13 protein-coding genes and 4 tRNA genes are annotated in these 19,776 nt (G+C 44.4%); 9 read left to right on the top strand and 8 right to left on the bottom strand.

Annotation, left to right across the window (positions count from 1 at the left end):
* Positions 1-10: 10 nt before the first annotated feature.
* From ilvD to K0I73_RS01360, 3 genes are all read left to right on the top strand, one after another.
* A complete protein-coding gene (gene ilvD, locus K0I73_RS01350) occupies positions 11-1,861 on the top strand; it encodes a dihydroxy-acid dehydratase (RefSeq protein ID WP_220062777.1) in 1,851 nt (616 codons plus the stop codon).
* Position 1,862: 1 nt separating this feature from the next.
* On the top strand, positions 1,863-3,413 hold the full coding sequence (gene ilvA, locus K0I73_RS01355; protein WP_220064210.1) for a threonine ammonia-lyase, biosynthetic: 1,551 nt from the start codon (positions 1,863-1,865) through the stop codon (positions 3,411-3,413).
* A 231-nt stretch (positions 3,414-3,644) separates the two neighbouring features.
* Positions 3,645-4,787, top strand: a complete 1,143-nt coding sequence (locus K0I73_RS01360; RefSeq protein WP_220062778.1) for a pyridoxal-phosphate-dependent aminotransferase family protein — start codon at positions 3,645-3,647, stop codon at positions 4,785-4,787.
* An 81-nt stretch (positions 4,788-4,868) separates the two neighbouring features.
* On the opposite strand, the gene K0I73_RS01365 is transcribed toward K0I73_RS01360, so the two are convergent.
* Positions 4,869-5,252: a hypothetical protein gene (locus tag K0I73_RS01365; RefSeq protein WP_258405249.1), complete on the bottom strand. Its 384-nt coding sequence runs from the start codon at positions 5,250-5,252 to the stop codon at positions 4,869-4,871.
* A gap of 364 nt (positions 5,253-5,616) precedes the next feature.
* Here K0I73_RS01365 and K0I73_RS01370 point away from each other — a divergent pair, with 364 nt between their 5' ends.
* A complete protein-coding gene (locus K0I73_RS01370) occupies positions 5,617-6,087 on the top strand; it encodes an Hsp20/alpha crystallin family protein (RefSeq protein WP_220062779.1) in 471 nt (156 codons plus the stop codon).
* 73 nt (positions 6,088-6,160) lie between these two features.
* Here K0I73_RS01370 and K0I73_RS01375 read toward each other — a convergent pair whose 3' ends face one another.
* The 4 genes from K0I73_RS01375 to ubiK all read right to left on the bottom strand — a co-directional run bounded on the left by K0I73_RS01375 (position 6,161) and on the right by ubiK (position 10,873).
* Positions 6,161-8,068: a hypothetical protein gene (locus K0I73_RS01375; RefSeq protein WP_220062780.1), complete on the bottom strand. Its 1,908-nt coding sequence runs from the start codon at positions 8,066-8,068 to the stop codon at positions 6,161-6,163.
* A gap of 183 nt (positions 8,069-8,251) precedes the next feature.
* Positions 8,252-9,013, bottom strand: coding sequence for a phosphatase PAP2 family protein (locus K0I73_RS01380; RefSeq protein ID WP_258405250.1), 762 nt, complete (start codon positions 9,011-9,013; stop codon positions 8,252-8,254).
* Between the two features lie 76 nt (positions 9,014-9,089).
* Positions 9,090-10,463 carry a cell envelope integrity protein CreD gene (creD, locus tag K0I73_RS01385; protein ID WP_220062781.1) on the bottom strand — a complete coding sequence of 458 codons (1,374 nt, stop codon included), beginning with the start codon at positions 10,461-10,463 and terminating at the stop codon, positions 9,090-9,092.
* Positions 10,464-10,618: 155 nt separating this feature from the next.
* Positions 10,619-10,873: a ubiquinone biosynthesis accessory factor UbiK gene (ubiK, locus tag K0I73_RS01390; protein ID WP_220062782.1), complete on the bottom strand. Its 255-nt coding sequence runs from the start codon at positions 10,871-10,873 to the stop codon at positions 10,619-10,621.
* A 161-nt stretch (positions 10,874-11,034) separates the two neighbouring features.
* Here ubiK and rep point away from each other — a divergent pair, with 161 nt between their 5' ends.
* The gene (rep, locus tag K0I73_RS01395; RefSeq protein ID WP_220062783.1) at positions 11,035-13,047 is read left to right on the top strand and encodes a DNA helicase Rep; all 2,013 of its coding nucleotides are present in this window, start codon (positions 11,035-11,037) and stop codon (positions 13,045-13,047) included.
* A gap of 164 nt (positions 13,048-13,211) precedes the next feature.
* Here the strand turns inward: rep and K0I73_RS01400 are convergent, their stop codons facing one another.
* The gene (locus K0I73_RS01400) at positions 13,212-15,854 is read right to left on the bottom strand and encodes a sensor domain-containing diguanylate cyclase (RefSeq protein ID WP_220062784.1); all 2,643 of its coding nucleotides are present in this window, start codon (positions 15,852-15,854) and stop codon (positions 13,212-13,214) included.
* Between the two features lie 234 nt (positions 15,855-16,088).
* Between K0I73_RS01400 and K0I73_RS01405 the strand changes: the two genes are divergently transcribed.
* The 4 genes from K0I73_RS01405 (at position 16,089) to K0I73_RS01420 (ending at position 16,559) form a co-directional block, all read left to right on the top strand.
* Positions 16,089-16,165 (top strand) — tRNA-Arg (locus tag K0I73_RS01405).
* 45 nt (positions 16,166-16,210) lie between these two features.
* Positions 16,211-16,286, top strand: a tRNA-His gene (locus K0I73_RS01410).
* Between the two features lie 67 nt (positions 16,287-16,353).
* Positions 16,354-16,430: transfer RNA gene (locus K0I73_RS01415), tRNA-Pro, on the top strand.
* A 52-nt stretch (positions 16,431-16,482) separates the two neighbouring features.
* Positions 16,483-16,559, top strand: a tRNA-Pro gene (locus tag K0I73_RS01420).
* 570 nt (positions 16,560-17,129) lie between these two features.
* Here K0I73_RS01420 and K0I73_RS01425 read toward each other — a convergent pair.
* Positions 17,130-19,052 carry a bifunctional diguanylate cyclase/phosphodiesterase gene (locus K0I73_RS01425; RefSeq protein WP_220062785.1) on the bottom strand — a complete coding sequence of 641 codons (1,923 nt, stop codon included), beginning with the start codon at positions 19,050-19,052 and terminating at the stop codon, positions 17,130-17,132.
* An 8-nt stretch (positions 19,053-19,060) separates the two neighbouring features.
* Positions 19,061-19,768 carry a transglutaminase-like cysteine peptidase gene (locus K0I73_RS01430; protein ID WP_220062786.1) on the bottom strand — a complete coding sequence of 236 codons (708 nt, stop codon included), beginning with the start codon at positions 19,766-19,768 and terminating at the stop codon, positions 19,061-19,063.
* Positions 19,769-19,776: the final 8 nt, after the last annotated feature.

Here is a 19,776-nt window from a genome sequence, read left to right on the forward strand (position 1 = left end):
AAGCAATTTCATGGCAAAATTACGTTCAGCTACCAGTACCGAAGGTCGCAATATGGCTGGTGCTCGTGCACTTTGGCGAGCGACTGGGGTAAAAGATAACGATTTCGGTAAGCCGATTATTGCCATTGCTAACTCCTTTACTCAGTTTGTGCCAGGGCATGTTCACCTTAAAGATATGGGCTCGTTAGTGGCTGGTGCGATAGAAGAGGCGGGCGGTATCGCTAAAGAGTTTAATACTATCGCCGTCGATGATGGCATTGCTATGGGGCACGGCGGCATGCTTTACAGCCTGCCATCACGAGAGCTTATCGCCGATAGCGTAGAGTATATGGTTAACGCCCACTGCGCCGATGCGTTAGTGTGCATCTCAAACTGCGACAAAATTACTCCCGGTATGTTAATGGCGGCGCTACGTCTTAATATTCCTGTGGTGTTCGTCTCGGGCGGGCCGATGGAAGCAGGTAAGACAAAACTCTCAGATAAGATCATTAAACTGGATCTAGTCGATGCCATGGTCGCCGCAGCGGATGACCGCATCTCAGACGCCGACAGTGAAAAAATTGAGCGAAGCGCCTGCCCAACGTGCGGCTCATGCTCAGGCATGTTTACCGCGAACTCGATGAACTGCCTCACCGAAGCACTCGGTTTATCATTGCCGGGCAATGGTTCAATGCTCGCGACCCACGCCGATCGCCGCGAACTCTTTTTAGAAGCGGGTCGCCGTGTGATGGCGCTGGCTACGCGTTACTACAAGCACGATGATGAATCAGCCTTGCCACGCAACATTGCAAACTTTAAAGCATTCGAAAACGCTATGGCGCTGGATATCGCTATGGGCGGCTCGTCCAATACCGTGTTGCATCTGTTAGCTGCTGCTCAAGAGGGCGGTGTCGATTTTACCATGGCCGATATCGATAGAATGTCGCGTCAGGTACCGCACCTTTGTAAAGTCGCGCCATCGACACCTAAGTATCATATGGAAGATGTCCATCGTGCTGGTGGGGTGATGGGGATTTTAGGTGAACTCGACAGGGCGGGTTTACTGCATACCGATGTGAGTCATGTGGCTGGCGAAAGCCTTAAAGCGGTATTGGCTAAATATGATATCGCCCAGAGCAATGATGAAGCGGTGCATCAATTTTTCTCTGCAGGGCCTGCCGGTATTCCAACTACTAAAGCTTTTAGTCAAGATTGCCGTTGGCCAAGTGTCGATGTCGACCGTAAAGAGGGCTGTATTCGTACTCGTGAATTTGCGTTTAGCCAAGAGGGTGGCCTAGCTGTGCTATCGGGCAATATCGCCCTTGATGGCTGTATTGTTAAAACTGCCGGCGTCGACGAAGCTAATCATACCTTTGTGGGCAGCGCTCGAGTCTATGAGAGTCAAGATGACGCCGTAGCGGGTATCTTAGGTGGCGAAGTGGTTGCTGGTGACGTAGTAGTGATTCGTTATGAAGGCCCTAAAGGTGGTCCAGGCATGCAAGAGATGCTTTATCCAACTAGTTATCTGAAATCTAAAGGCCTAGGTGCGGCTTGCGCGCTTATCACCGATGGTCGATTTTCTGGCGGTACATCGGGTTTATCTATCGGTCATGTCTCTCCTGAAGCGGCTGCGGGTGGCACTATTGGGCTAGTTGAAACCGGGGATCGAATCGAAATCGATATTCCTGCGCGTACCATTAAGCTTGCCGTTAGCGAGATAGAACTGGCCAGCCGCCGTGCAGAGATGCAGTCGCGTGGCAAACTGGCTTGGAAACCCAAAAGTCGACAGCGCGCGGTATCGCTTGCGCTTAAAGCCTACGCCATGCTTGCGACTAGTGCCGATAAAGGCGCTGTGCGAGATGTTAGTAAGCTGGAGGATTAATATGTTGGCATTAGCCTCACAATCTCAGTTAGATTTAGCACACTATTATCTGCAGAAGATACTGTTATCCTCTGTCTATGATGTGGCAAAAATCACCCCGCTTTCTAGCCTGAATAAACTCTCTGCGCGTTTAGGCTGTCAAGTGTTTTTGAAGCGCGAAGATATGCAGCCTGTGCACTCGTTTAAGTTGCGTGGGGCTTATAATCGTATCGCTCAGCTTGATGCAAAGGAGTGTGAGCGCGGCGTCGTGTGCGCCTCTGCCGGCAATCACGCGCAAGGGGTGGCAATGTCGGCGTCGGCGCGTGGAATAAGCGCGGTGATCGTGATGCCAGAAACCACTCCCGAAATTAAGGTCGATGCGGTGCGCCGCCTTGGTGGCACAGTGGTGCTGCATGGTCAGTCTTTCGATATGGCCAATGAGTATGCCCAGCAACTCGCTAAAGACGAGGGGCGCGTATATGTCGCCCCGTTCGATGATGAAGCGGTTATTGCGGGTCAAGGTACGATTGCGCAAGAGATGTTGCAGCAACAACGCGATCTCGAGGTGATATTTGTGCCCGTTGGCGGTGGCGGCCTGATCGCGGGTATCGCCGCCTATTACAAAGCGGTTATGCCGCAGGTGAAGATTATCGGAGTTGAGCCAGAAGACTCAGCCTGCCTAAAAGCCGCATTAGAAGCCGATGAACGTGTGGTGTTATCGCAAGTGGGGTTATTTGCCGATGGTGTGGCGGTAAAACAGATAGGTGCCGAGCCTTTTCGTCTGGCACGTGAATATGTCGACCACGTGGTTACCGTTACCTCTGATGAGATCTGCGCTGCGGTTAAAGATATTTTTGAAGACACCCGCGCGATAGCTGAGCCCGCAGGTGCCTTATCACTGGCTGGACTGAAAAAATATATCGGTGACGAGGGTAAAGGCCAAAAGGTGGCAGCTATCTTGAGTGGGGCTAACGTTAACTTCCACAGCCTACGTTATGTGTCGGAGCGCTGTGAACTCGGTGAGCAGAAAGAGGCTATTTTGGCGGTTAAAGTGCCAGAACGTCCCGGCATTTTTTTACGCTTTTGTGAGTTGTTAGATAAGCGTGCGATGACTGAGTTTAATTACCGTTTTTCTAGCCGTGACAAGGCGGTGGTGTTTGCGGGTATTCGCCTGTCTCATGGTCAGGCGGAGCTGGACGAGATAGTCGCGCGGCTTGAGGGCGATGGCTTCGAGGTGCAGGATCTGTCTCATGACGAGACGGCTAAACTCCATGTGCGTTATATGGTGGGTGGTCATCCGCCAGAAGATCTTGATGAGCGTCTATTTAGCTTTGAGTTTCCAGAGCATCCCGGCGCCTTGTTTAAGTTTTTGACTACCTTGCAGAGTAAATGGAACATTAGTCTATTTCACTATCGTAATCATGGTGCCGCTTATGGGCGCGTACTTGCTGGCTTTGAAGTGCCAGAAAGCGATGCAACTGCGTTTCAGCAGTTTTTAACCGATGTGGGATTTGTCTATCAAGAAGAAACCCAGAGTCCTGCCTATAAATTGTTTTTGGATAACCGCGATTAATGGTGGTGTTGCTCATGGAAAGCGACAAACTTTAATGTTTAAAGGGGCGCAGTAGCGCCTTTTTTTATGTTATCTTGCAATGCATTAAAAGCAATAAGATACCAATTATGGTACTTCAATAACTGTTAATACGTAGGGAGATAACCGAGCCCCTTAGCGGAGGTTATCTGATAAAACGACAGTTAGCCTTAACCCTAACTTTTTAAGCCACGGCTTTGAAGAGGAAATAAGATGTTAGCAGCACCGAAAGTAAATGCATTTAACCCCCCTCGTAGAACGCTGATGGGCCCAGGTCCTTCAGATGTTTATCCAGAAGTATTGGCCGCTCAGGCTCGTCCAACAATTGGTCATCTCGACCCGCTATTTGTCGGCATGATGGATGAACTCAAAGCGCTGATCCAATATGCGTTTCAAACTAAAAATGCCATGACCCTAGCGGTATCTGCACCGGGTAGCGCCGGTATGGAAACCTGTTTTGTTAATTTAGTTGAGCCCGGCGAAAAAGTGATAGTGTGCCGTAACGGGGTGTTTGGCGAGAGAATGCGTCAAAATGTTGAGCGCGTTGGTGCTACAGCCGTAGTCGTTGATAACGAGTGGGGCACACCAGTTTCGGTTAGCGATGTTGAGGCCGCGCTGAAAGCCAATCCTGATGCGAAGTTTTTGGCTTTTGTTCATGCCGAAACATCGACGGGTGCATTGTCAGATGCCAAGAGTCTCTGTGCGTTAGCCAAGCAGCATGATTGTCTTTCTATCGTCGATGCCGTGACCTCCTTAGGTGGTGTAGAGCTAAGAGTCGATGAATGGGGAATAGATGCGATTTACTCGGGCAGCCAAAAATGTCTCTCCTGTGTGCCAGGTTTGTCGCCAGTGTCGTTTTCACCTGCGGCGGTAGAGAAGCTTAAAGCACGCAAAACACCAGTACAGAGCTGGTTTTTAGATCAAAGCCTAGTGATGGGTTATTGGAGTGGCGATCAAGGTGCTGGCGGCAAGCGAAGCTATCATCATACTGCGCCTGTTAATGCATTATATGCTCTCCATGAGTCGCTTCGCCTACTTGCACAAGAGGGGCTTGAAAACGCGTGGGCACGTCATCAAAACATGCATCAAGTGCTGCGTGAAGGGCTCGAGGCGTTAGGGCTTCAGTTTGTTGTTGAAGAGCAATCTCGTTTACCGCAACTTAACGCCGTGTATATTCCTGACGGGGTTGATGATGCCTTAGTGCGCAAGCAGTTACTGGAAAACTATAACCTAGAGATAGGGGCTGGATTGGGTGCATTGGCAGGTAAAGCATGGCGTATCGGTTTGATGGGCTTTGGTGCAAGACGTGAAAACGTCGCGTTATGTTTACGAGCCCTTGAAGAGGTGCTGCGTTAGTTACAACTGATGGCTCACGTAATAAAAAGGGGAATTAAATTTCCCCTTTTTTGTGGCTGATAATGAGTCGCTCCACGCGTTCTAATCTATTGTCATACCAAAGGAGATTAACGCTAGGGTCGACACCACTGTAACCAGTGAAAAGATAGTACCGAGAATCGCAAATATCTTTTTGCGCTGCTTCTGAAATAATCCCGCTATACCTAAACCTGTTGCGACCAGCGCGGTGCCGATAAAGGCAAATAACAGTATTCCAACGACAACAGCCTCCACAGATTCTTCGTTCATCCCACCTGGTGTGGTCGCTTCTATCACGCCTGCGACGATTAACAGCCCAAAGATGAGCATCATTGAGACAATGCTAAGTACAAATGATGCAATACCCAGCCCTGAGTGTTTCATTTCAATAGCGGGGCTTGGTGTTAGTGCAGGAGTTGTTGGCGGCAGTGCTTCGGTAGCTTCCATGCGATGGTCCTTAAGTTCATGTTAAAACAATTGAAAAAATATCGAGAAAATTCGTTAACGTAAAATACGCTTAGCGATTAATTATTTCAATAAAAATAATGTGAATCATTGGTTTATAGATATTCTTATCTTGTTTATTGAGGCGACTTTGATGCGCATAAATCGTGCCTTTTTTAGGTCGGCTATAGCGCTTTTTGAGGGATGATTGATCTAGCTTAACTTGGGAGGCAATTGTTTTTTTACCTAGGTTGGCAGCGACTAAAATGAGGGTTAAGGAAGCCTAGAGGGCTTGCGCTTTAGGCTGTTTGTAAATCCTCTGCATCAGCCTTGTTTAAGGAGATGCGAGCCAACAAAGGAGCTTGTTATGAAATCATTCTTTCCCTCAATCTTTCATAAAGATGATCCACGTACTGCATTGCAGTCGCGGTTAGATAATGTATTCGATGACTTTGCCAAAGATTGGTTAACGACTTGGCCAAATGTCCGTGCAGAGCTCGGCGTTATGCCTGCCATTGATGTGAAAGAGAGTGCCGAATATATCGAGATCAAGGCCGAACTGCCTGATATGAATGAAAAGGATATCAATGTTGATATTCGAGGCAACTACCTCATTATTAGTGGCGAGAAACATAATGAGCAGGAAAAGGATGACAAAGGATATCATCTACGAGAGCGTTCTTTTGGTTCATTCCAACGTCAGATCCCACTTGGATTCAACCTCGATGCTGAGCAGATCACCGCGCAATACAAGAAAGGTGTATTGGCGATTCATGTGCCTAAACCAGCAGAGTTACAGCAAGATGCAAAAAAAGTGAAAGTGGCTTTTCATGATTAGTAGATAACTAACCAGTTTAATGGCGATGAAATAATAAAAGGCACCGAGAGGTGCCTTTTATCTATTGCTGAAACTAATTATGGTGGCAAACAGCAGGTGGCAGTGGGGTATCGTCTTTTACGATTAACCTTGGCAGTTGGTTGGTGATCTGGGTGTATATCTCTGGGTATTTCAAACGGATTAGTGACATTAAACGTTGATGATATGGATAGATATTGGGCTCAAGTACCATTAGTGCTGATAAATACTCTAATAGATGCTCTGGATTAAATTGGTAATTGTTCGTATCTAATAATAGGTAAAGCGGATCTCGTCCATTAGCTCTAGCTGGGTAGCTAATGTGGTGGCTAACTAGGTATTTAAGCAGAGTGAGATCTTGGTTAAGTATTGCCATATCAAGTAAACTTCTACCTTCATAATCTAGCTTGTCGATATCTAGACCTTGGGTTATTAGGGAGGTAATGTTTTTTCTGGAAAAGCGATAAATACGATTGTAGTCAAATGTCTCTTGACGTAATTGGCTCAGTTGTAATGGCGTGAAATACTCTGGGTTGTAACCTAACAGTTGATAGAAAAAATCGCGATTCACCGCTTCTTCTAACTGCGAGTTCTCGACCATTTTAATGGCTTTTTTTATCTGTTTTTGCTTAGCAAGCCTGTATACAGCATCATTTAAGCTCTTGTTATTACTGCGTCTGTAGGGCAACCTTTGTCGCTGGGTATCACTAAAACAATCGGCTAATACTGGATCGATGTCGTTAAGGTTAGCCACGTTTACTTGTTTGCCTTCTCTAATCAGTTTATGGCTAAAGTAACTAAGGTCATGTGGTTGCCATTGGCTGTTCACATTTTCAACTAATAACTGGCACTGTGTTAACTGTGCAGGTGAAGTCTGTTTTGCTAGTGCTTGAGTTAGATCGGTATTCAGTTCTTCGATCAATGGGGAATTAGGATCATATGCTAACGACTTTTTCGGTACAATTTGAGTTAGATCAAGCTCAAATTCATTTTGCAAAATTGCCAACTGTTCGGCATCAAATTGATAAATATTCCGAGGAAAATGGCCTGCTATTTGTTGCTCGGTTTGAGAGGTGAAGTTTGCTGGGCTATTTAGTGCCTGTAAGGTTTTAATTATCCTAACCTGCCTTGCAAATGCTCCGTCGTCTAATGGTTTATTGAAACTAAAAAAATAATCCAAATGAGCAAGTGCATACTCCATAGTTGTCCCCAAATAGGGATCATTGCTTAATTCACTATTTTTTGTCAGGAGTAAATTAAGCACTCTCTCTTGCCCATTTGCAGCTGCGGTCTCAATGAGGTGAAGATTTTCACCTGCGAATATATGATCACCTAGTAGAGCGTTGACATCTTCTAGTTTATTAACGGCGTGAAAGAGTAATGCTTCGGATAGCGAGTCTTGTTGTAGTAGCCAGTCAACATCATCTACCGTTAACCCTGTTGCTTGGATAAGTGCAATGGCATCATCATCACTTAATTCAGTAATATTTTTAAGACTTGGTTGAGGTACAGGCCTTTCCCAAACAAAATCCGTATAGATTTCGGGAAACTGTTGTTTGGCTTGTTCGTCAAGTTCTCGATTTTGTTTACTAAGCTGTGAATGAAATTTTAACTGTTTCACCCGCCAATTTGCTGCATGAAGTTGGCTCGAAAAATGATCGATAGCCAATGTAATATCATCGATAGAATATCCCTTGTCTAACCATTGATCCCAGTCTTGCTCATTGGCCCAATCCCTACGCGTATTTTTGTTAGATTCGATAAGTAGTATACAGCTCTGATAATTGTTAGGTGAGTCTGCCTTGGCGTGGAGCTCTTCAGTATCGAGTTGGAGGGATGATGAGAGAGGGGGCTGGCTTGTTTTTATGCTGTCATATGAATAAGGAGAGTTGATGGAAGGGGTTTGGAAAAACCAATATAGCGCTGCAATGACCACTAGTGTAGCAACGATGTACTTTTTCATTTAGTTTCAATCCTTAAAACCTAGTTATAGTTATATTTTACATGAGGATTATATCACTGTCGTTCTCGTGGCTATAGAGGATAACCAGCTAAACTGCGCTTACCTGTTCACTTTCATCAATGTTTAAGCGGATAGCTGTTGGATCATGATGAGAGGTCAATTGGCTCATTTGAGACGACATTGCTAACTCCTTTGGACTGCAGGTATTAGCAATGAATAGCAACTAATCATACACCAAATACTGATTAGGCCTATTAGACCGCCAATCACGGTAGAAGCGAGCACGTCTTGTGACCAGTGCATGCCAAGTAGCATGCGACTAAAGCCCATGCCTAAGCTCCATACGCATAATAGAGATGGGAATAGATATTGGCCGCTAAGCAATAGAAAGTAGCTCATTACCATAGATAAGGTCACGGCAAATAGCGTATGCCCAGAGGGGAAGGCAAAGCCCACTTCATGAAGCCAATGGTTGGCGATACGATTAGACAGCTGAAGGTTGTTAGGGGCGGAGATGAACTTGCTTATCGCGCTGTCTATGACGGGCTTACGTTGGTCGGTGGGCAGTTGATAGAACTCATCAATATTGAGTAGTTGCTGCTGATGCAGCAATTGGGCATTGGGCCTAGGCTCGCTGAAATACGGCTTTAGAAACTGGTTGAGTGTTAAAGTCGACACCATACTAATAGAGACTGTGATTAACAGTGGCAGAAAGTGGGCTTTGGGTATTTTTCTATAGCAGAACCCGAGCAAGACTAAGACGGTAAGCACCCCAAATGGCGCCGTGCCAGAAGAGGTCAGCCAATATAGGGCTTCTGCGTGGGATGAATTAAGTGTGATAAGTGGAAACAGTTCCGTGCCGCTTAACAAGAGTATGGCTGGTACAATAATAAGCAACATCCAGCCAAGTAGCAGATAAGTTTTATGGCTTCTTGAAAGTGTCAAAGAGATGTCTCGCGAAAAAACAGTAAGGCTAACGCGCCATGGATTGGCTAGCTAGCCTTAGTTGTTAAAATCGCGATTAAATTTGCTTAATGTCATCAATCTTATGAGGCGCATGACGGGTTATGTACATTAATATCAACATTACAATGACGAGTAGTCCCGTTCCCATAAGAAGGGCGTAATCTTCTAGCTTTAGAATGGAGTAGAGCACGCTATAGAGGGCGATTAACATTGCAGCCATTATTCCACTTCGCTTGGCGCTACGGGTAACACTGCCAATATAGATTGAAACCGAAAAAAGCGGCACACAAGCGGCCAGTAGATAGGCGTAACCGAAACTAATATGTTCCGATAGTGATAACAAAATTAGATAAAATAGTGTCATGGCGCTGGCGACCAATAGATATTGGATCGTCGACAGTATTTGATGCTGCCCGAGTTCAAAAATCAATAATAGAATACTGGTTAATATGATAAATAGCAGACCGTATTTTACCGCTCGTTCAATTTTCCCATAATGAGTGACGGGTTCAAATAAGGTTGCCTGGGCTTTGACTTCTTGTAAGTTTATTTGACTGTTTTTACTAAAGAACTGAGGGTAATTACGAGTCAAATAACTTACCTTCCATTGAGCATTGAAACCGTTAGCATCAATACTTCTATCCGTAGGCAATAGACCATTAAAACTTGGATGTGGCCAGTCAGCATCGAGGGTTATCGTGGTTTGTTGTCCTGTTGGCAGCACACTTATTCCCTGGGAACCACGCAGTTGAATATCAAAAGTTAAGTCGAGTACTTGTGATTTTTCGTTTAAAGAGATTAATTGATGAAAGCCTCGTTCTAAGCCCGATATTTGCTCAAGCCCAGTGCCAGACATTAGCGGATTACCTTGTGGTAGTGATTGAGTTGTTTTATTGCTGGGGCTGCCTAAATTAGTTTGAAATTGATTAATACTGTCAATGGCTTGATTGGCTGAGATGCCAAAAACGATCCTAGCGAATTCTGGTTGAATTTTTACTAAGTTAGGCTGTTTAAACTCAACTATATCGAATTTTGCTTTGCCAGTAATGTGTGCGTTATAAACCAATGACTGAAAAATGCCGCGGGACAAAAAGTCATGTTTTAGGGTGATATTAAGGTTGAGATCTTTAGGTAAAATGACGAATTCACTATCGATAGTATGTCTCGTTTTTGTGAGTTTCCCTTGCTCATTAAAGCTTTCTTGGATCACCTCGTAGGTATAGGGAATCACTATTGCTGGTCCTGATATCTGTTGCTGTTCACCCCAGGAATGACCTATCTCGTTTACCACATCATGGTAAAGCGATTGTCGATCAGAGGTGATATCCATCACGAGTCCAAGAGGGATAAGTGAGAGCAGTGATAGTATCGCAATAAAAACTAGTTTTTGACTGATTGGACTACTGCCCAGCCCGAAACGATTTAACATGTAAGTTCCCTTTTTCATTTGATCACATTTTTGACATTATTGTATTTAATCATTTTTAAAGTAGGGAATGAGGGCAGAGTGATGATCAATTATGGCGAAAAAAGGTAATAAAAAAGAGCGCATAGCGCTCCTTTCATTTTGTATTGGTGAGAAACTCATTCAGCTTGAGTAAGCTTGGCTTCTAAGGCATCAACCTGTTTTTGTAGCATTTCTAGCTTTTCACGGGTTTTTAGTAGTACATGTTGTTGTACGTCAAACTCCTCACGCGAGACTACATCTAGTTTCATCAACTGATTCTGTAGGATCTGTTTGCTCTTGTCTTCAAATTCGCCAGCAAACTGCTTAAGACCACTTGGAAGGTTTTCACTAAGTTGCTTAGCAACTTCTTCGATTTTCTTTGGATTGATCATTGTTAATTCCGCTGTTGGCTAATCAAGTCTAGATGGTTGAGAATTGTACCTGCTTTAAGTTTACATCGATAGTTGGATTTTTTGTCAATGGCGAGGTAGAGATTCTGGTATGATCTGCCGCTGGTTTAAATGCTTTTTATCTGCGTGGTAATTGTTAATTCATGAAGCTCAATCCCGGTCAAAATGATGCTGTTCACTATGTTTCTGGTCCTTGTTTGGTACTTGCGGGTGCTGGCAGTGGTAAGACGCGTGTGATCATCAACAAAATTGCCTATTTGGTGCAAAAGTGTGGTTATCAAGCGCGAAATATCGCTGCAGTGACCTTTACCAATAAAGCGGCCCGAGAGATGAAAGAGCGTGTCGCCCAATCGATGGGACGTAAAGAAGCGCGCGGATTGTGGATCTCAACCTTTCACACCTTAGGGCTTGAGATCATTAAGCGTGAATATAAAGTGGTGGGATTAAAGCCCGGTTTCTCGCTGTTTGATGATCAAGACACCTTGGCGCTATTAAAAGAGTTAACCGAGAACGAACTTGATGGCGATAAAGATCTATTAAGAATGCTGACAACGGCGATCTCAAATTGGAAAGGTGATCTGGTTATCCCAGAGCAAGCGAGAAAGATAGCCAAAGATGAGCAATCGCAGCTTTTTGCTTTGTTGTACCAACGTTACGCCCAGCACATGAAGGCCTATAATGCGTTGGACTTTGATGATCTTATTCTTATTCCCACTCTGTTACTGCGACATAACCAAGAGGTAAGAGAGCGCTGGCAAAAGCGAATTCAATACCTGTTGGTGGATGAGTATCAAGACACCAACACCAGCCAATATGAATTGGTAAAGCTATTGGTTGGCGAGCGTGCTCGTTTTACCGTTGTGGGTGATGATGACCAATCTATTTACTCGTGGCGTGGAGCAAAACCACAAAACTTAGTGCTACTTGGCAAAGATTTTCCTTCATTGAGGTTAATTAAGCTTGAGCAAAATTATCGCTCTAGCCAGCGCATTCTGCGCGCTGCCAATATTTTGATTGCCAATAACCCCCATGTTTACGATAAGTCATTGTTTAGTGAATTAGCCTATGGCGAACCGCTTCGAGTGCTTATGGCCGCCAATGAAGAGCAGGAGGCAGAACGGGTTGTTGCCGAGATGATTCGGCATAAGTTTGTCGGCAGAACTCAATTCGGTGATTACGCCATCTTGTATCGCGGTAACCATCAATCGCGTCTGCTTGAACGTGCATTAATGACCAACCGCATTCCCTATAAGCTCAGTGGGGGGACCTCGTTCTTTGGCCGAGCAGAGATCAAAGACATCATGGCGTATTTGCGTTTAGTGGTGAATCCCGATGATGACAACGCCTTTTTACGGGTAGTTAACTTACCAAAGCGCGGTATTGGCCCTGCGACACTAGAGCGTTTGGGAAATTATGCTAATGAGAAACATATCTCTATGTTTGAGGCTATTTTTCACTCGGAATTGAATCATCATCTACCGCCAGCAGCAATGTCAGCGCTATATCAGTTTGGCAAATTCATCGTCGATACGGGAGAAGAGTCCAATCGTGGTGAACCCGTTGAGGCGGTGAAGCATCTGATCCGTAATATTAATTACGAAGATTATCTGTACGAGACCAGCACCAGTGCCAAAGCCGCAGAGATGCGGATGAAAAATATCTCAGAGTTGTATCGCTGGGTGACAGAGATGCTGCAAGGGGATGATTTAGATGAGGGGATGACACTGCCTGAGGTGGTCACTCGATTAACGTTGCGTGACATGATGGAACGCAACAGTGAAGATGAAGCTGGCGATCAGGTTCAATTAATGACTTTACATGCCTCAAAGGGACTTGAGTTCCCTTATGTGTTCATGGTTGGGGTTGAAGAGCGAATCTTACCTCATCAAACCAGCATAGATGAAGACAACGTCGAGGAGGAGAGGCGCTTAGCCTATGTGGGGATCACACGTGCTCAAAAGGAACTGTGGTTTATGATCTGCCGTGAGCGACGTCAATTTGGTGAAGTGATGCGCTGTGAGCCGAGCCGTTTTTTGATGGAATTGCCACAAGATGATCTCATTTGGGAAAATCGTAAGCCAGCGCAGACTGAGCAGCAGCGGGTTCAATCTGGCAAAGCCAATATTGCTAATCTTAGGGGGATGTTTAAAAAATAGAGCGCCTTATTCTAATGGCATTGGCGAAAAGGGAACAACTCTTCCATCATCCATTCGCCTTGAACTCGTTGTCAAACAACACGCAGAGTAGATCACTTTCTTATACTGATTGGTATCACTATGTAATGTAATTGGGGCTGCTATTCTGTAGCTCTTAGTTCAGGCTATGCATATAAACTAGTATCGTCAGCTGCCGTTGGTAGTGTTTTAGGCTTAATTGATTCACCTAATGCTTGGCCTTGGCCAGCGAAAAAACCTAAGCTTGCGAGCTGTTGTCGTTGCAGATCACTTTTAACACCTTGTACGTAGAGTGTCAGATCTAATGCTTCTGCCGCTAGCTGATGAGCTTTTAGTAGTTTCTTGTGCTGCGGGTCATTTAAGTGGCTAATGTAGCTAGGGTCGAGTTTTAGGCCGCTAAGAGGAAGAAAGCTTAAACTGCTCAAAGCGCTGTGGGCACTGCCATATGCACTCAGTCCTATATTAAGTTGTAGTTTACTCAACATATTAAAGGTGTTGATATGACTGTCACTGTCTTGTACAAACGACTTCTCGTCAAAAAATAGCCATAAATTATCGGGTTTGAAATAACACTCTTTTATACGATTCTTCAGTTTACGTACGGCATGTTTATGCTTTAAATGTTCGCTCGAGATATTGATATGCAACTGAGTATTGCTTTCAATTATTGTGGTAAGTTTGGGATAATCTTTATTAATTTGATCGAATAGGTATAGGTTTAATTCTTTGGTCAAATTACAGTGCTCGGCAATATTAGTCAGCTGTGCCTGTTTTATCTTACCTAGTTGAGAATGTTGCCAATATAAGTTGGGCTCGAGAGCGATGATTTTTTCTGAATCGAGAGTCATCACTGGAAAATATTGCAGTGCTAATGCTTTTTTAGCAATCGCTTCTCGCAGCTCTATCTCCAAGGTGATGTCATGCGAATTCTGCTGAGTGATACTGTTGTCATAGACAACATAACAACCTTTGCCATTTGACTTTGCTTGATACATAGCTGTATCAGCGCCTCTAAGTAGAGATTCGCTGGTATCGGTACTGTTTTGACTGCTAAATGAGATGCCTATACTGGCTCCAGAGGTAAAGCTCTGGTTCGCCAGTTCGTAGGGTTGAGATAGCTCTCCTAAAATACGCTCTGTTACTTCGATGGCGTCACGAGCGTCATTAATACTGTCGAGTAATATGACAAACTCATCACCGCCGATCCGAGCTAACGTATCATTGTCTCTAATGCATAAATTGAGTCGACGTGCTGTTTCTATGAGGAATTTATCACCCTGTAGATGACCTAAAGTATCGTTGATTAATTTGAAGCGATCTAAGTCTATAAACAGTATGGCAAACCTATCAGACCCATGACGACGAACATGCTTAACTGCTTGAGCTAGTCTTTCCATGAAACGAGCGCGGTTAGGCAGTCCCGTTAAAGTGTCATGGCTAGCATCATGAACCAGTTGTTGTTCGACTTTACATCGCTGCGCTATCTCTTTCTCAAGATCCTGATTTAGCATCGCCAGCGCTCTGGTGCGCTGTGCGACTTTTTCCTCTAACTGTTCATAGCTTTGCCTCAGAGACTCGGCGGATAATTTGCGCTCAATCGCCGTTGCAATATGTTGTGAAACAAAGGTCAGTAGGTCTAAATCTTTTTCTTGATAGGTTTGTGAGGAGGTGAAGCTATAAATTGTCAAGGCGCCTCTTACGATCCCTTGGATAAATAAAGGAACGCCTATCCATTGATAGATTGTTTCGGTGTAATTGAGTTGCGGCGCTTTTGCGTAAAGTTGTTTGGATGCGACGAGTGATTTGATGTCGTTGCTATCGAGTAATAGAGGTTTTTTTTTCTTTAATACAAATTCAGTTAAGCCGTCGGAAAAGGGGCGATTTTGCGGTGCGCCTACGTTTAGTTGAGAGACGTAGAAGGGAAATTGTAAGTGGCGGCTTTTCTCATCTAGTAAACCGATATAACAGTTATTCGCCGGTAGAAGGTGGCTAATAACTCGGTGCAGTTCGGCATAAAAGGTATTGTCATCTAGATTTGAGTTGGAAAGTTCGGCAATTTCGAAAAGTGATTTCTGTAAATTCTCGGCACGGCGTCTCTCTGTGACCTCTTGCTTGAGTTTGTCATAGGCGACACTTAGCTCTTTGGTTCTGTGTTTAATGGCAGCTTCAAGGTGGTGTCTATGCTGTACTCTTTCGATAACACCTGAAATATGTTGACTAATAAAGGTCATTAATTCGACCTCTATATCGCCATAATTTATCGCTGGGTTATAACTCTGAACTACGATAACGCCAATGGCCTGCTCGCCACTAAAAATAGGTACACCTAACCACTGATGGCAATCGGAACCTCTACTAACAATTTGACCGTCGGAAATGAGTTGCTCGAATTTATCATTGTCGCATAGCAAAGGACGTTTTTGTTTTAGGACATATCCAGTTAAACCGCTAAACAGCGTGCTGGATATATCCTCTAAAGGATACAGGTCACTTGGGTGTGGGTCTTTCTCATCAACCCAAAAGGGGATATTGAGTTCACCTGTGATTTGGTTGAGTATGGCTATAAAAAAATTGTCGGCAGGAAGTAACTTATTTAGATTGCTTTGGATCCCTGAATAGAATTCATCCTCTCGTTCGACCGTCGCCGCGAGATTAGAGATGTCTAGCAATGTATTTTGGACTACTTCAGATCGCTTATATTTTTGCGCTAGGCTTTTTAAGCGATCAATCCTTTTAAATAAGCGTCCAATCTCACGAGGTGAAAACTGGTCTGTTTTTTCCCTAAACATGGCTCCGCCAATCGCTACTATTATGTTGTATTAGGATTTTGGATATTAGCTATAGATAGCATAAAAAATCAGCACTACCAAGTCATTATTTTGACTGAATCAACTTGAATTTGACTATTTGAGGTTTAAATGACCATTAATCTGCTAAAAGTTGAGCAAACGCGTAAAAAAATCTGAGTTTGCTATAGACTCGCACCGAAATAATCCATACTATATGCGGCGCTAACAAGGCAGGCACCCATAGCTCAGCTGGATAGAGCGCACCCCTCCGGAGGGTGAGGCCGAGGGTTCGAATCCTTCTGGGTGCACCAGTTGGAGTTGAGACCAAGTTAGCAAGATAAGTAGTAAAATCAGTGGTGATTGTAGCTCAGTTGGTAGAGCCCCGGATTGTGATTCCGGTTGTCGTGGGTTCAAGTCCCATCAGTCACCCCATTACTTTCTTATTAAATATTGAGGGCGACCTCATAAAACATCTGCTACTGTTGGAAAAGTAGATACTCGGTGATTAGCGCAGCCCGGTAGCGCATCTGGTTTGGGACCAGAGGGTCAGAGGTTCGAATCCTCTATCACCGACCACATTATTAAATAGTGAGTCTAACTCGGTATTTGCAAAAAAATTAAAGATTTACGGTGATTAGCGCAGCCCGGTAGCGCATCTGGTTTGGGACCAGAGGGTCAGAGGTTCGAATCCTCTATCACCGACCACTTTCGAAAAGCCTTCTGAGAAATCAGAAGGCTTTTTTCGTTTTCAGTGTTTTCAATCCTGCAAAGGAGGAGGGGCTTATAACAGTGTGGGGACTCTCCTTGTGCAATAGCAATCAGTATAAGAATGTGATCTACTCAGCGTGTTTTTTGGCAACTAATTCAAGGTGACTAGATGATAGAATGCTTGTTCCCTTGTGAGTCTATTCAACGCAGGAGTAGACAGGTAAAAAACACGCTAAAAGGCGAGCTTTAGCGCATTTGGCACAGTGTTAACGAGCTTAAACCTAGTTCGACTATGTTCCTCATTCGTTGCAATCAACAGGGTTTGGCATGTTCCCGACATACTTAAGACATTCCCTCCATCCCTGGAGGTCAGATGTTGTGACTGCCCTTAATGCACGACTATATGGATATAGGAGATAGGGTAACGCATGGAGCGGTTACCGAGGATGCTAGAGCCGAGGAGCGATTAAGAGCCTTGCCCCTTAAGCGCTAAATTCTCGCTGAGCGATCACATCTTTATACTGATTGGTATTAATAAAAAAGGCTGCCATTTGGCAGCCTTCATATCTAAAGGGTGACTCTTTCTGGGGGGTAAATATAACCCATATAAGCATTAGTCTTAAGTGGTTCAAATCGAGCCAGTTGTTGCTGCTCCTGAATGCCGGTGACAATGATTTGAATATCTAGGCCTCTTGCTACATTGACCAGTGCGCGGCATAACTCGCTGCTATGCTCATTTTCATCGTAATACGCAAAGGATTGATCAAGTTTGACATAACTCGGTCTGAGCATCTGTAGGTATGACATGGAACCAAACTGACGACCAAAATGATCTATGCCAAAGTGAGCTCCATTGTCTCTAATTATTGTGCATAGAGCGTGGCAGGCATCTGGGTCACTGTAAACACCCGCCTCAGGAATATCGAAAACGATTCTAGGTGCAAGTTCGGTATGGCGAAGGAATTTGTTTAGCCAGCCATGGAACTCAGGGTCACTCAGACTGTGGAAGGTTAAGTTTATTGCTATTGGCTCGTAGTTACGTTCTAGCAGGCCATTTTCAGCAATGGTTTCGATTAGGCAGCGATCCAATAGCGAGCCCAGTGATAGCAGTTCGATATAAGGCATAAACTGTCCAGCATGTATCTCTTTATCACCAATAGTGAGTTGGCAATACAGTTCGCGTTGTACGACTTCATTTTTGTCTGAAAGGTGGACGGGCTGCCATTTAAATTGAAAATTTTTGTTAGTGATAGCTTCACTTAAGTGGTGACGCCACTGCTCTCTGGTATAAAGCTGCTTCTCAGTGCTTTCAAATGAATGGAAGACTTTATTGTCGGCCACCGCTTTCTGTAACGCATTATCGGTTTGCGCCAGTATGTCCGTTACCGTCATATGATCTGTTCTGTGGGCGATACCAATGGCAAACTGCTCATTCGGCTTACAGCCCGCTTTAGAGATCTCCTGATTGACTGTTCTAATCAGGGTCTGCAAGTATTTATTACTTTGTTCCTGTTCTGCGCTGGTGATCAAGAAAGCAAATTCGTAAGCGGCAATACGGGCAATCACCGAGGGGGCGACTTCATCAAGCTGCTCTTTCATTTTTTCCGCAAGTAGACGGATGGTTTCATCGCGTACTTGATAACCGTATTTACTGTGGACCACTTCAAGCCAGTCAAACTTTGCCATCATTAGGGAGCCATTGTTCGGCTCGCTCAGCCAGCTATTCAATCTTCCCATCATATATTGACGATTAGGAAGTCCAGACACTTGATCGACTAAGTTTTTCTTTCTTAGCTCGGTCACTTCTTCATCCAATGAGCTAAAAATCTGTTTGAGCTGATGAGACATGCTATTAAAGGCTTCGACAACAGATTTGAGCTCGGATGTTTTTGGCAGTTTCATGTCTGGGCCAAATTTACGCTGGGCTATTTCGGTGGCATGTTCAGCAATTTCATGGAGCGGTTTGAGAATCCAGGTAAGTCCGAAACGAGCGAGTACAATCGCTAAAAGAAACAGTATTGAAATAACGATAATGGCATTGGTGAGTGTGCGCCACAGCTCGTTATAACCAAAACCAGGATGTGCGGTAATTTCGAGTTTTGCTAATTGCAACCAACCGGATGTGATCGTACTTTCACGACGAATGGTGTCAAAGAAGCCTAAGTCGATAAACCACTGGGGAACGCCTTGGATCTTCACTGGGTTTTCCCATACCTGCTGTTTGCCATCAACGAGCCAAGTCAATTTAACCTGTTGGTAATAGCCACCTTCAAAAATAACATTAATAAGCGTCTCTGCACCGACGATATCTCCTGCCTCAAGATCAGGCACCAACATTATCCCTAGACTATTGCTAGTATTGTTAAGGTCAGACTCCATTTGCTTGGTGAGAAAGCTTTGGGTTTCGGTAAATTGTACATAAGCTAAGCTGATGACAACTACCAGAAATAGGCCAAATAGCAGTGAGTATATCTGTCGAAACAGTGTCATTATTCTAGCTACTCCAATCTTAATTTAGGCATTTTAAGTCTTTCAACACCCAATCTGTGTTTGAGATCATTCCATTTTTCAAGACGTTCAGATGAACCCGCTAGCACACCGCGTCCTTTCTCTTTGTTTAACCACAGCTGCCGACCATTGAAACTGTATACAGGTATCAAATCTGTACGTTGTGTTGCTGGTTTTATTACCCGATCTAAATTATCGAGCACTAAAGGGATCGAGCCTGGCGTTTCATAATATGCCAATACCATATGATATTGATTTACCGAGGTCGCTTTAACCATGGTAATGCGTAACTTATCATCGGGTACGCCAAGCTGGAGTAAAGTGAAGTATTTTGCGATGGAGAAGTCTTCGCAGTCTCCTCCATTTACACCAATAAACTCCATCGGGCTCGCCCAGTAATTACTGTCGCCCCACAGTTTTATGTCATCGACAAAGCGGAAAAGATTAAAAAAGTTATTTACATTAACAATTTGCTCTTTTTCACTAAGCCCTTGTGATTCATCTAATACTTTGAACCATGCTCTAACACGCATGCCTGCTCGGTCACCATATCGTGATTCTATTGCCGCGGTAATATAGTTCGCGTCTAAAGTTTGTGTCGGAGAAGCGTATAGGCATGAAAACCCCAAGGCCAATGCCATAATGCTAAATTGGCAGACCTTAAGGTAACGTTTATGCCTGCCGCGTTTAGCTTTCATCTTCTCCG

The organism is Shewanella mesophila, assembly GCF_019457515.1.
GTDB lineage: Bacteria > Pseudomonadota > Gammaproteobacteria > Enterobacterales > Shewanellaceae > Shewanella > Shewanella mesophila.